Source organism: Streptococcus mitis, from assembly GCF_009496205.1.
GTDB classification, from domain to species: domain Bacteria; phylum Bacillota; class Bacilli; order Lactobacillales; family Streptococcaceae; genus Streptococcus; species Streptococcus mitis_BN.
Map to the genome: position 1 here is coordinate 1 of NZ_WIJO01000013.1, position 13,474 is coordinate 13,474.

Here is a 13,474-nt window from a genome sequence, read left to right on the forward strand (position 1 = left end):
CCTTTATATTTATTTAATTTAGAATTATTATTAAAAAATAATTTGTTAGATAATGCTCAATTTTTTATAGATGATTTAGAAAATTTACTGACCAGACAAGGATATTATTTTGAAAAGAATTATTTACTTTTTTTAAAAGGTATTTATCTCATAAAAACGAATCAAGTAGAGTTAGGTAAAAAAGAATGTTCCAAAGCTATGAGAATATTTAAGGAATATAATGATAGGGACATAATAAATAAATTAAACCGGAGATTTAAACTAGATTTATCAACTTAATTGTTAAATGATATCGTTTTAAAGATATATCAAATTCCCTGTTGTAAAATGAAGTGCCAGAATCGAGTGAAAGCAAGTCCAGAGGAACTCGTTGAAACGATGGAAGGAAAGTTGTCACTAGAAGACCGTTTCCTCTTAGACCAAAGCTTAGAGGAATGTTAGATGTATCAGGAACTCATTGAAAAATTGAGCGATGAGATTCAACACTACATCGAAAAGGAGTTCCCCTGAGGAAAACAGGATACTTCAAACCATTCCTGGTGTGAGTGAAAACTGTGCCGCCACTATTCTAGCTGAGATTGGACCAACTGTTACAGCCTTTCCATCCGATGCACACTTAGCATCATGGGTTGGACTCTGCCCAGGATCTTATGAAAGTGCTGGCATTAAAAAATCCTCACACATTACGCAAGGAAATCGCTATATCAAACAGGCTTGGACCATGTCGGGATTAATTGCAGCACAACATTCTAAGGATCCAGCTTTTTCTTCTTTTTACAATCGAATTTTCCAAAGAGGAAGCAAGATGAAGGCGATTATTGCTTATGCTCTTAAGATTCTCAGAATCGTTTACAAACTACTCTCCACCAAGCATACTTATCAAAAAAAGGCGCTAGGACTAAGGAAACAGTTCTAACGCTAAAACTAAAAAAATTTCAATTACAGTATAGAATAGCAAGAGATTTTTTATGCTATTTTTGGTGTTTTTATTAAATAGAAAGTTTTGTCAAAAAACAATTCCTGAAGAAACTGGAGTAAATCTTCCTACCAGAAAACGCATAATATCAAGTTTTTCAACACCTGATACTATGCGTTTTTCTGATTTTAAAGACTTTTTTCAATCCTAAATAGACTATATTATAAAATTCGTAATCTAACAATCATTTCTATTAGTTAAATCTTTCAATCTTTCTTCTCCAGATTTAAGCATTTCTTTCTCAACTTGATTCCATTCTCCAAATAGTAAATCTTGAAGAACATCTGCTGCTGAAGTTTCGTTTTCTTTTGAATCATATACACAACTTCTATCTCGTTGATAAATTTGAATTCTTTCAAAGATAGATAGTTCTTCCAACTGCCGTGTATTATCAACTAGATGATTTACAATGAAATCATGATGTTCTTTTGGAGTTGCGCGTGCTTGATTTGGATTGATAGCGTGTAGTTCTTCGTATCGGATAAGGGTGCTCAGATAGGACAGCTTAGGTTTTGTCGCAATCAAGGCTAATTGTATTTCATATCCCCTACTTTTCAAGAGTTGTGCTGTTTTCTTTGGAACATCAATAGTTCGTAAAGTTCCCTCTATCAAAAGATTGTATCCCAAATGACTCAATTCTCTTACTAAAGACTCTACCATTTTACCTGCAAAATATTTGGTGTATTCAACACTGTCTTTGCCATATTCTTGCTGAAGTTCTAAATAGTGTGGATGCTGAGAACGAAAACTATCTCCATCTATGATAACAATATTTCCTTGAAATTCTTTCTGTTTAATACGATGAATTGTAGTCTTACCGGCACCACTTTGCCCTCCGAGCAAAATCGCTATAGGTTGCTTACTGGACTTTTTTCCTCTTGTCAGTGAACGAAGATTCCGTGCTAGAGCATGTTTGAATTCACTGTCAGTATAATCTTGGATTTCCACTAGGCTACCATCCGTTTTTCAGATATCTCTAACATACGTTCAATTCCATCCAAATAGCCGCTATATCTCTCTATTTCATCAAAAGTTTCTACTAAATAGATATTCGTATGAATCAAGTCAGATAGATCATCACTCATTAAAATCCAAGGATTAGATTCATCATCAATGCTAATTCCCTGACTATCTTGATAACGATAGAGTCGAGATAAAAGATTAGCACCTCTTTCTTTCACAATTTCAATTTTTAAAGTCAATTCATAGTCTTCAACAGGATTGAGCATTTTATCTTCTCCTACAATATCGACATAAGATACATTAAACTTCTGACAAATGATGTCTATTAATTCGGTAGAGACTGAACTCGTTCCATTTTCATAACGACTCAAGCTATTTCGAGAAATTCCTATAATTCGGGCAAATTCGGGTTGTGTTAATTCATGTGTTTTACGTAAGGATTTTATGTTCTTTCCAATCATGGCAAACTCCTTTATTTTTATAATTCAATTATAGCATAAAAAAGCATAACGCACCAAAATTGGTGCGTTTTTTGTTGTTTTTCTAGCCTAAACTTTACTTCTAAAAAAGCCACCTTAAAGAGTAATTCCTTTTTCGGTGGCTTTTCAAAATACTATACAATAAAATACTCTTGTTTAATTTTTGTAAGCAGGTTGTTAGCAACCGAAGTTACACCAACATGCATCAGTTCAGGATCAGAATAATCTAGATTACGAGCATAGCCTTCTGCAACAGTCTGAGCAATACGCTCATCCAATTTATAATTAGAGGCTTTTAATAGTGCTTGAAATAATTCTGAACTATATAGTTTAATATTATTTTCCAACGATACTACTGCCATTTTTGTAACTCCTCTCCTGTCTTTGATTGATAAACTTTCTCTATTTTCATTATATCACAAAAAGATTGGTTGTGAATGGATAATTGTTTAAAAGAATAGGGTTTTCTAAACTCAGCAAGCATTTCTTCTTTTGTAATTTCATTCTGACGAAAACGAGCTAAAGCTTGGGTTGGATTGTCATCAGTCTGAACACCATAGATAAAATCAAAATGGTGTTGTAATTCATCTGGATTTTCCCGATTTTGAACTACAAATTCCGCAAAATCTAAATCTGACTCTGACTTTTTATGTTTTGCAAAATAGTGACAATGATAGTCAGGGTTCTTAAAAATTTCTACAAAATTTGAAATACGAAATTCTACTATAATTCCTACTTCTTCTTCTGAGTCAAAAATATTATTATTAGAGGTGCTTCGATTTAATACTTCAACTTGCTTGTTAATAAATTTTCTAGCTTGTTCAAAGTCAGGCGTAATATAGAAACCAGGTCCAAAGTCTAGCTCACTCCCTAAATTAAATTGAACATCGATTCCTTTTTTTAAGGATTCTAAATGTCGGAACAATGTCGCATGAAACCATTGCGTCTGACCTAGTTGCTTTTCCTGCTTGGTAGTCAACTCCAAAATATTTACTTCCTTCTCTAGTCTATACTAAAAGTATAACACAAGACTTTATTCAAGTAAAAGAAAATTTTATAAAACGTTTCACTTCCTTCCATCTTTCCTAAATCTCTCTAAATTCTTCTCCAATTGTTCCTTATGAAGTTGATTCTTAGCTTCCTTTAATGTGTCGTCCAAAGTTTCTTCTCTATAAGTTACTTCTGTTTTTAGTTGTTCTGTTTCTTGGTTTGGAGTGAAAATGATATCTAACAGTCGGTCTATTTTTTCAAGATCTTGGACAGGCATACCAGATAATCTATGAATCAACTTCTTAAATATATCACTATTGTCTTGATTTTTCTTAAAAAATTTTGTAAGCATCTATAACCTCTCAAAAAAGCAGCCTCTTAAGACTGCTTAGTGTAATTCGGAAATCGCATCATAAATGGACTGCAATTTCTTATTGTCTTTATTCTTTGTGTCAATCAAAATATGTAGCTCTTCAATTTTCTTTTGACTACTTTGAATATCGCTATTGTTATCTGCAATCAGTCTTTTAAGATGTTGCTGATAACTTGTAGTGATATCTATCTCTTTTCCTGTTCTAACCTCTGTAACTTTAGGTTTAGAACTAGGATTTGATTCCGTCACAGGTGCTTGTTTTCGCTTTTGAAAAGCTACTTCATAGTTTACATCATTACCTCCTTGATGATTTCCAAATAAGGCCGCAATTTTATCTGGATCTTCTTGATTTTCTGATTTACTTTCTAATGGTTGATTAAAATTCCAATTTTTTGTCATTCACTCATTTCATCCTTTCTAAATTCAGAATCATCGAATTGTCTTTCTCTACCGAAGGCATGGTCAAGAGCTTCTTCAAAACTCATGTGACTGATGCTTTGACGCCTTTTGAACGTCGCAAACATCGCTGTCTCCAGTTGCTCTTTGTAAGCAGCTAGTTTTTCTGACTCTCTTGCTACCTTGTTTTCTTGCCTAGTGACCTTTTCTTCTAGGCGTTCAATAATGGTCATATACGATCCTCCTTCATTTTAATATTAGCTAAAACATCTTGATTTTGTTATCACAATTCTAAACATTGAGAGATTTGTCTTACTGGTTGATTCTCCAATGTCTCTTTTGTAGTCTCGATCATCAATTGTAAATCTGATTTCTTTTCTCTAAGGACATCATTCCAGTCTACTTTTTCTTTCCCTGATTCATTATCAGGAAAATCCAGGAAAACAGGAAAGCCTGATTGAGATAACTTATCAGAAAAATCTTTTCCTGCATCATCACAATCTACCGCAAGTGTCAATAAATCAGGATGATTATCAAAATAGGTAGTGGTATCACGAATTGTATTGAACAAAGGCAATAACTTTGAAGGTGTTACTGTATCTAAGAATTCCAACTTCTGATTTTCTTCAGCTATCAGTCGTAAAGTTTGATAAGCCACAACAGACCTTTTTAATCCCTCCATAGATACCAAACGAACATCTGATAAACTTTGTTGATGAAGTTCGTAATAGCTCATCAAGTCGATAAACGATTCACAAAAGACCAATCTATTTGGTTTACCAATGTCAAAGGATATTCCAACATGTCCATGGCTTCCTTTTAGAATCGTTTTTAACCTCTCTCTAGAAAGAGCGGGATTCTTATAAATCCCTTGTAAGCTTGCCGCCTGCAGCTTGTGACGATGATCAAAGCTTTTAAAAACAATAACAGGTTCAACTGTTTCATTTGTTTTCCAGCTAGCTTGTGCTATCAAACCTTGTTGGATCATCTTTTGTATGATTTCTTCTGAGATTCCTCTACATTCTGTTAAGTAATATCTAGTTAGACTGCAGTTAGAATCTTCTACTCTCTTTAAAGGATAATAAAATGGTCTCTCTCTTTTTTCTTGAACAACTTCTTTTTGAAAAGGTTCTTCAGAAAGAAAAGCTAGAGCTTCTTTAAAGGAAATTCCCTGAACAAGTCGAACAAAATCAATGACATCACCTTGAATATCTCTTGAAAACCATTTAAAAGTATTGGTAGTTGAAAAAATCCGGAATGAATCGTGTTCAGGATGTTCATAGACACTGCTCGAAACTTGTTTAAACGAGATACCTAAACGATTGGCTACATCAAGAATTGAAATTTGCTTACATTCTTCTATTTCCATGCAATATCATCATTTTGTTGTAGTATTTGGCAGTGATGGAATAGATGATGATTCTTCTAAAGTTTTAGGAGTTCCCTTATCTAAATCATCTAACCCAGATTTCCAAACCTGTACTTGATTGACCAATAACTTACCAGGCAGTTTAGAATAGGATAACTTAACTGTTCTTGTTTCTGTCTGATTAGTCTTTGATTGGTTGGCATTCTTTAAATCAGATACATAGGTTACATTATAAGAGACCATGGCAATAGCTTGATTCGTAGTCTGATTGACAAAGATATCAGCTTTTTCAAAATGATAATCCAAAATATAATCCTTATACACTTGGTTCATGGCATCATTTTGACTTGACAATTCTTGAGAATAAGCCGATTCAGTCATATAAGGTTGAATACGTGTATTATTTTCTCCGAGCTTTTCTTTCGTATAGTACTGAGTCAAAAATTCTTTTACAGTATCTGATGACAAAATGCTGGCTTTATCTTCTGCTTGTTTGTCCTCTACAAGTTTAGCTGCAGCCAATTCGATTTCTTTGCGACTTTGTTTAGCAGTAGAATGTTGACCAGCAGTATATCCCATCATGAGAATAAAGCTAGTTGCAGCCACTGCTCCAACACTAATTAATGCTTTAGTTTTGACTTTATTTAACATCTTAGACCTTCTTTCTATAAAAACTAGGTCAAGAATAACAAAAAGGACTTGTAAGTTTTATCACACCTTAACGAAAGGTGATTCCTACATTTCAGGCGCAAAATCGTACAGTTCAGAGAAAAAAATCAAAACTAGATGTCTTCATCTTATAATGTAACTATGAAAAATTTAAAAGAAGAAAATTTGAGAAGAGCTCTTTCTCATATTGAACGCCATAAACAAGCCATAAATACAAGTAATAATAGTGAGGATAATGATTTTCATAAATTATTACTCCAATTTAGCTATGATGTATATGAAAGAATCAAGGCTAATAAAAAACCTTATCCGAATTTAGATTCAGATAAAGTTTTTTAACTATCTAACAAGTTTACATACTTTCCTTAGTTTTGGAGTTTATGAAACGCCAACTGAATCCTAGAACCAACATCAGATTGATGAAAAGGTACACAGCCGTAAAACTAGTTAAACCATGTTGTCTGATATCATCAAAGTATAAAGTCGGTTCAGTAAAGAACAAATATATTCCATAGCCCTCCACGAAAATAAGAAAACTGACAAAACCAATCAGAAAAAGTCCACTGGCAATAAGAAAGAGTCTCCATAAAAGAATGAGAATTCCTCCTACTGCTAAAAAAATTACTGGGATAAGGAGTAAATCATTCATGACTTTCTCCTTTCTAGTCAATCAACTGACGATAATGGGCGGCAAGAGAGGAATCAAATTCCTCTAGCTTTTGAACTAAGTCCAAATACTCCTCTTTTTCATGTTCTTCAAAGTCCACACCTCGATGATTCTGAAGAGAGATTTCCAATTGACTAGTGAGTTCTCGTTTAGAAAAACTGTAATCGCCTGTCACTTCCTCATAATGTTCCTTTAGCTCCTTGTAGGCTTGGTATTCTTCAGGCGTTTGAAATCCCTGTACCAAGGCCTCCTCTAATTGATAATAGGTATCTTCCATCATAATCGTTACCTCGTTTCTTTCTATCTTTATTCTACCGCGCTTTTCTTTTCTTGTCCGCTATTTGTATCTATTTTTTTAATCTAATTCAAAAGAAAGTTGTTCTTGCTTTTCGTTTCCTTTTTCGTGGAATTGTCTTAAGGCCTGATCAATAATATCTAAATCCGTTTCTGTTTCAATCAATGGCGCGAGTATATCGTATTCGGCCTTTTTTGTTTGATAGTCCTCTTCCTTTGGAAAATTTTTCTCAATTTCTACCTTAGCAGTAGTCCATTTATCCTTTAATTCATCCAATAAGTTCTGAGTTTTCACTTGGTCCTCTTTAATGTGATCAATCGTATGCTGAAGCCTTTGAATTGTCCCCAAAGGAGAATACAAATCTAAACTGACAGAATACTGATTTTCTCCTACAATCTTAACAGAGAAGGTTTCAGGAAGAGGTTGATTTGTTGGAAGACTAAGCATTTTAATGTCAAATCCTCGATAGTTTGCTAGGGTACGAAATTCTTTGCTGTCGGCTTGATTATGACGGATAAGACGGTGTAGGGATTCCCCTGCTTCAGCTCTTTGCTCAAAAACTTGCTTGCCTACTGTCATAGAAAATGCCTGGTCTTTCGATATTTCAGACTGTTGAATATCTCCATCATACTTGCTTAATCGTTTCTCAAGAATGGGTATATTTTCTTCACAGTAAGAGATTGTATGACGATAGTGATCCTTGCTGCGTTGAAAGGCGCGTCTTTGATTTTCTAATAGGGTTAGATCATTCTCCAATTCCATCTTATACTTGAGATAAGGATTACCTGTTGCTAGTGCCTTAAAATCAGAAGCTGTCATGGTCTGCTCATCAATATCTTCTGCAGCACGAATCGGCTCCTTAGAAGTCATAATCTGCTTAATATAACGGAGTTTGTTCTCCTGAGTTGCCCATAGATAATTATCAAACGAACCTTTAGTAATGTAGTGGTAAATATCCACTTCCTTGTTTTCATTTCCCTGTCGGATAATCCGTCCATTGCGTTGCTGAATGTCACTTGGTCTCCAAGGGACATCCAGGTGATGAACTGCTTTCATCTTGCTCTGAACATTTAAACCTGTTCCTCCTTTTTCAGTTGAGGCAAGAAGAATCCGCACCTCTCCTGCATTGACCTTTCGAGACAAGCTATTCTTCTTTTCATCACTATTGGCATCATGTACAAAGGCAATTTCCTTACTAGGGATTCCTCTATCCACTAATAAAGCCTTAATCTCAGAATAAACATCAAAGCCATTGTCCTTTTTCTTAGGTGTTCCAATATCTGAAAAAATCATCTGAGTAGCCTTATTTTCCATTCCCTCACGATAAATTCTTTCAACATTATCCACTACCTGAAGCAGTTTATGATTGTCTGCTAGACTATAACTAGAGTCCAATAAACGCATATCAATTGCTAGTTTCCGTGCCTCACCCGTAATTTTTAACATGTTATCCTGGCTCGGATCAACTGTTCCACATTTGACCATATCTGACCTCATAACTAATTCTTCTAAATAGAGTTTTTGGTTTTCAGTTAACTCACTCTCAATAGGGATAATATGGGCTTCTGGTACAGGTAAATCCAACATATCTTGTGTTTGAATGTCGGCTGTTTCTTTATAGATTTTCATCAACTCAGGTAGATTGACAAACTTTTTAAATCGTTTCTTAGGTTGGTACTTATCCCCTGTAGGAGCTAATTCCATAGAGTTTTGAATTTCTCCAAAAGCACCTACCCAAGAGTCAAAATAATCAACTTGATAGCGTTTTAAGATATCTGGTTGAATGTAGTTCATCATAGTATATAACTCACTAATAGAATTGGAAACAGGTGTTCCTGTCGCAAAGACAATATTTTTAAAATCATGTTCTTCCTGAATCTGTCGAACCTTCATTTCCATATCCACATTCTTCTTAGAAGTTGTATTAGTAATCCCTGCTACATTCCCAAGTCCAGTAATTGGACGAATATTTTTAAAGTGATGTGCTTCATCCACAAAGAGAAAATCAATTCCTAAGTTCTCAAAATCAATAAAACTATCACGATTAAAGCGTTGGAGTTCTTCCAATTGTTTCTCTAGACCACTTATTGATTGCTCTGCTTCTTTAACGGTATACTTATTTTCAGAATGTGTTTTAATCTCTCGTAGTTCATTGAGTTTATCCTCGATATAGTTCATCTGTCTTTCCTTACTGACAGGGATTTTTTCAAATTGAGAATCCCCAATGACAATGGCATCGTAATCTCCTGTAATAATACGTGATACAAATTGTTTTCTTCTCGCCTTCACAAAATCTTTCTTAGTGGTCACAAAGACCTTTTTAGTAGGGAAAAATTTCATGATCTCTTGGCCAAATTGAGCAGACAAACTAGAGGGCACCACATACAAGGGCTTATGAACCATCCCCAACTCCTTTAATTTAAACCCAGCACCAAGCATGGTCAAGGTCTTTCCTGAACCTACCTCATGAGCTAACAAGGCTCTTTTTTCTTCTACGATTCTTTGAATGGCATTCTCTTGGTGAGGACGAAGACTGATGTTTTGTGCCAAGCCATCAATGACTAGATGGCTACCGTCATACTCTCGACTAACCGTTCGATTATAAAGACGATTATAGCTTTCCTCAATGACTTGTTGAACTTCTGGATACCGTGAGACAAAATCTTGAAAGAGCTCTTGTAAATGCTGCTCTTTTGCTCTTAGAACAGAGGTTTTTTCCAAATCTGTGATAGTCTTTTTCTTTTCTCCTTCCGTAACAGTCATAGTAATCGTCGGTTGGTTTGAATTTAGTAAATTCTCAAAAATCTTTCTTCCTGTATCATAACGTGACCCACTGACTCCAAGACTACTATCTTTGGCACTTGGATAGCGATAAGCAAATGATGTCCTTAAATGAACCTGGCCATCGACAGGATTCACTTCAATGACTTGTTCCACATCAGGCGAAGACAATTCAAATTCACGATTAGTAAAACATTCAAAGGCAAATTTTCCATAAACGGATTGAGGTATCCAACGTGACCCTATTTTAAACTCAATATCTGCCAGATGAATCCTTGGAGGGCGAACAGATTCTAACAAATCTAAAGCATGAGTCCAGTCACATTCTTGATTGTTTTCCTCCACTAATAGTTGAACTACTTCTATCTTGTTGAGAATGTCTCCTGATAAAAACTGGTTCTTAGAAAGATATTTTCTTTCTCCTCTTAAATAGCTTTCTGGATCCATTAAAATCTGGTCTCCTAACTCATCTAAAATAGCAGCTAGGCTATGTTCGGGATAAATTGATACCATATAGTCTAAATCAACCCCTCTACCATCCGATAAACTAGAGTTTAAGGCATCTAAAGCCGTTGATACTCTTGCAATCACTCTCTCTGGCCTAACCAATGCTTTCTCAAAAGCTAAAGATTTTTTATATTTTACTTTCTGACTTTTAGAATCAATGTATTCATCTTCTAAACTAGCTAGTAAGGAATACTTATCGTCACTATCAAATAAGTTCCGATTAACGGACGCATTCAAGTATCCAAATTGACTTACAAAACGGTCATAGTCACGATTGAGTTTACTAAGTAATACCTGAAAATCTGTTCGACTATAATCTGGATGACGTTGAATTTCAATTAAGGATTGATAGGTCTCTCTCAAATCAACCATGCCCTTAATGCGACTAATATCCTTATCCGATAAGGGACTTTCATAAAAGACAGTTTTTTTGAACAGTCCCTTATATTTCCCCCTTTTACTCGCTTCTTCTGACTTGTAAACATCTAGTGCTTCCTCATCAGTCAAATGAAGTTGCACGAATCGGTCTATTTTATGTTCAGACAAAGAACTGTCCCAAGCTTTAAACTCTCCCTTCTCGTCTACATAATAACTAATTTCGTCTACTTTTGAACTTTTCCGAATGCCATGTGTATCTCGGTAATAAATTTGATTTCCCTCATATCCAAAAGAATAGAGCGCTAAGTTCTCACGAATACGACTTGGGATAGAATGATCCACTTTTTCTTGGATAAAAACAGGTTCTTTCAAAGAATTGTCAATTGGTTTAGGTGCCTCCACATTCTCTAATGCTTCCATGATGTCAGTAGTGAATGTTTCTGATTCCCCCTTAACATTGAGAGTTCCTCCATTAAAATTGCGTACCTCATATTCACCCAAAACTTGTGTATTGTATTTCCCATCAAAATAAGGATTGATCCAGACACGCTTATCCTCCTCAAAGGGAATAGAGCCACTAAAGACAAGCTCCTCCTCATGAAGATTCTTTGCTTGGTCCTTTTGAAAGAAGAGGAGGTCTGTGGTCACTCGAGTACCTGCAATCTTTTTAAAAGCCGTATCCGGCAAACGAACTCCCCCTAAAAAATGAGTGCTCGATTTAATCTCTTGTAAGACATTATCCGTCCGCTTATCCATTGTGCCAATAGATGAGATAATCGAAACTTGTCCTCCGTCTCTTACTAAATCAAGTGAGTGTTTGACAAAGTAGTCATGAATCATATAAGGTCTATCATAATTTTTATCTGCAATGCGAAAATTTCCAAATGGTACATTCGTTAAGACTAAATCAAAACTATTATTTTGATAGGGAACTTCTTCAAATCCTCGCACTTCAATATGAGTATTGGGATGAAGTTGTTTTGCGATTGCGCCTGTCACACTGTCTAATTCAACTCCATAGAGTTCTGATTTCTCTCGTATACTTCTAGGCATCGCCGCAAAGAAGTTCCCAGTCCCCATAGAAGGATCTAAAATTCTTCCTCCCTCAAAACCATCATCCAGTAACTTTTGCCAAATCTGGCGAATAATCATCGGGTCTGTATAATAGGCTGTGAGAGAACTTTGTTTCATGGTAGAGTATTCTGATTTACTTACTAAGCTCTTAAGAGTTAAACGTTCTGCCTCATACTTTGGATTGAGTTCATCAAAAAATTCATTGGCAAGACCACCCCATCCAACATACTTGGCTAGTAGTTCTTGTTCTTCTGGACTTGCTTGTCGTCCCTCTTTTTCTAATCTTTTAACAAGTTCAATTGCGGCGATATTCGTTTCAATCTTTTCTCGATTTGTCTTAGGATAAAAGTCCTCTAAATCATCTGGAAAAACAAAATCTTGAACAGGGACATCCGTCTCTTTTATACCCGAAATTAAAGGTTTTGTTTCCTTGTCCTTATCCTTTTCATTTTCATTTTCTTCTTCCAGGTAGGAAAACAAATCTATTTCCTGACTTTTACTTGATGAATCAATCTCAATCTCTGAATCTTCTTTTTCAAGTTCTACGAGAGACAATACTTGTTCAATCTCTTCCAAAGTGTTCAAGTATAAGATAGGATTCTCTTCAAATAACTGGTTGGAATCATTGAATAACTCTAGGCGAACTAAGTCATTTAACTGTGCATTTTCAATCGAAACCAACTGAAATACTTGTCCTTTATAACTTACTTGTGAACCGATTGGATATTCCTTCAAAGCTTCTTCTACAATTTTATCGACATTAGAAAAAGAGTTCGTTTCTTCCGTTTCCTGTTCAATACCACTTGAAGGAGATAAAACTTCCTCTACTTGATTAGACTTTTCGCTTCTAGCTTTTACATCATCAAAATGAGTAATAATCTTCAGCTTTTGTGTCAGTGGGAGTTGTTGGTAGTTTTCTTCATGATGGACAAGATCCGTCACGGTATCTAAAGTAGCCACTAATTCAGAACCCAAATAAGCTAGAACATCTCCCTCTTTTTCTTCAAAATGAATCTCAAGAACTTCTTTTTTAAGCTCTTTTGAGTCAACCATTAGAAGAAATTCCTCTATATCTCTACTAACACGGTCAGATAGATTATTCGCAACCCGATAGACATTGACTAAATTGACATCCTGATTCTGATGAAATACAAGCTCACTTAATGGTTCTAACTTCTCTTTTTCAGATTGGATGTAAAATCGAGTGGAAAGGTTATAGGTTGCGACTTCTAGCACCAAGTTTTTCTCAAAATTACTTAATTGAGATAATTTATCTAGACCCGCTTGTCCAAAACTTCTTGTGTAACTTTCTAAATCTTGGTCATTATTTTCAGAACTGGCCTCTAGGAAAGAAATAATATCTTGATGAAACGAATAGACATGAGGTATCTCTTCTATCTTGCTCTCTTCAGCCAAAAAACTCTCTACCAAGTCCTGCCATTTCTCATCAAAATGTTGCGCTTGATAACGAAGAAATAGGTCCATTTTCTCCCTATCTTTTGGAATCGTTCCACGAAACATAGCCAATAATTGCATTACTTCCATACTCGCTCCTTT

The 13,474-nt window shown here is 35.2% G+C and carries 15 protein-coding genes; 3 read left to right on the top strand and 12 right to left on the bottom strand.

The annotated features are described in order from the left end of the window. Positions 1-279, top strand: a 279-nt coding sequence (locus GEZ85_RS03415) for an Rgg family transcriptional regulator (RefSeq protein ID WP_474104137.1), incomplete at its 5' end; no start/stop codon positions are given. Between the two features lie 193 nt (positions 280-472). Continuing rightward, complete coding sequence (locus GEZ85_RS03420; protein WP_153209505.1) at positions 473-916, top strand: transposase; 444 nt, start codon at positions 473-475, stop codon at positions 914-916. Positions 917-1,153: 237 nt separating this feature from the next. Here GEZ85_RS03420 and pezT read toward each other — a convergent pair whose 3' ends face one another. The 9 genes from pezT to GEZ85_RS03465 form a co-directional block, all read right to left on the bottom strand. Beyond that, entirely contained in the window at positions 1,154-1,924 is a 771-nt protein-coding gene (pezT, locus tag GEZ85_RS03425; protein ID WP_322741425.1) for a type II toxin-antitoxin system toxin PezT, read from the bottom strand. Then, positions 1,924-2,400 carry a type II toxin-antitoxin system antitoxin PezA gene (gene pezA, locus GEZ85_RS03430; protein ID WP_000579623.1) on the bottom strand — a complete coding sequence of 159 codons (477 nt, stop codon included), beginning with the start codon at positions 2,398-2,400 and terminating at the stop codon, positions 1,924-1,926. The genes pezT and pezA overlap by 1 nt, the downstream gene beginning before the upstream one ends. A gap of 152 nt (positions 2,401-2,552) precedes the next feature. Further along, a complete protein-coding gene (locus tag GEZ85_RS03435; protein ID WP_000301902.1) occupies positions 2,553-2,780 on the bottom strand; it encodes a hypothetical protein in 228 nt (75 codons plus the stop codon). Continuing rightward, a complete protein-coding gene (locus GEZ85_RS03440; RefSeq protein ID WP_153209503.1) occupies positions 2,771-3,403 on the bottom strand; it encodes a DUF3990 domain-containing protein in 633 nt (210 codons plus the stop codon). The genes GEZ85_RS03435 and GEZ85_RS03440 overlap by 10 nt, the downstream gene beginning before the upstream one ends. A gap of 81 nt (positions 3,404-3,484) precedes the next feature. Next, positions 3,485-3,760, bottom strand: coding sequence for a hypothetical protein (locus GEZ85_RS03445; protein ID WP_153209501.1), 276 nt, complete (start codon positions 3,758-3,760; stop codon positions 3,485-3,487). Positions 3,761-3,796: 36 nt separating this feature from the next. Further along, positions 3,797-4,180 carry a DUF5945 family protein gene (locus GEZ85_RS03450; protein WP_153209499.1) on the bottom strand — a complete coding sequence of 128 codons (384 nt, stop codon included), beginning with the start codon at positions 4,178-4,180 and terminating at the stop codon, positions 3,797-3,799. Further along, complete coding sequence (locus GEZ85_RS03455; protein WP_153209497.1) at positions 4,177-4,410, bottom strand: DUF5965 family protein; 234 nt, start codon at positions 4,408-4,410, stop codon at positions 4,177-4,179. The genes GEZ85_RS03450 and GEZ85_RS03455 overlap by 4 nt, the downstream gene beginning before the upstream one ends. Before the next feature lie 50 nt (positions 4,411-4,460). Then, entirely contained in the window at positions 4,461-5,546 is a 1,086-nt protein-coding gene (locus GEZ85_RS03460; protein ID WP_153209495.1) for a toprim domain-containing protein, read from the bottom strand. Positions 5,547-5,555: 9 nt separating this feature from the next. Then, positions 5,556-6,197: a peptidylprolyl isomerase gene (locus GEZ85_RS03465; RefSeq protein WP_153209493.1), complete on the bottom strand. Its 642-nt coding sequence runs from the start codon at positions 6,195-6,197 to the stop codon at positions 5,556-5,558. 159 nt (positions 6,198-6,356) lie between these two features. Here GEZ85_RS03465 and GEZ85_RS03470 point away from each other — a divergent pair, with 159 nt between their 5' ends. Then, the gene (locus tag GEZ85_RS03470) at positions 6,357-6,554 is read left to right on the top strand and encodes a hypothetical protein (protein WP_153209491.1); all 198 of its coding nucleotides are present in this window, start codon (positions 6,357-6,359) and stop codon (positions 6,552-6,554) included. A 13-nt stretch (positions 6,555-6,567) separates the two neighbouring features. On the opposite strand, the gene GEZ85_RS03475 is transcribed toward GEZ85_RS03470, so the two are convergent. The 3 genes from GEZ85_RS03475 to GEZ85_RS03485 form a co-directional block, all read right to left on the bottom strand. After that, positions 6,568-6,864, bottom strand: coding sequence for a DUF5966 family protein (locus tag GEZ85_RS03475; RefSeq protein ID WP_153209488.1), 297 nt, complete (start codon positions 6,862-6,864; stop codon positions 6,568-6,570). A 13-nt stretch (positions 6,865-6,877) separates the two neighbouring features. Beyond that, positions 6,878-7,162, bottom strand: a complete 285-nt coding sequence (locus tag GEZ85_RS03480) for a DUF5962 family protein (RefSeq protein ID WP_125448109.1) — start codon at positions 7,160-7,162, stop codon at positions 6,878-6,880. A 75-nt stretch (positions 7,163-7,237) separates the two neighbouring features. Then, positions 7,238-13,462, bottom strand: a complete 6,225-nt coding sequence (locus GEZ85_RS03485) for a DEAD/DEAH box helicase family protein (RefSeq protein WP_194251507.1) — start codon at positions 13,460-13,462, stop codon at positions 7,238-7,240. Positions 13,463-13,474: the final 12 nt, after the last annotated feature.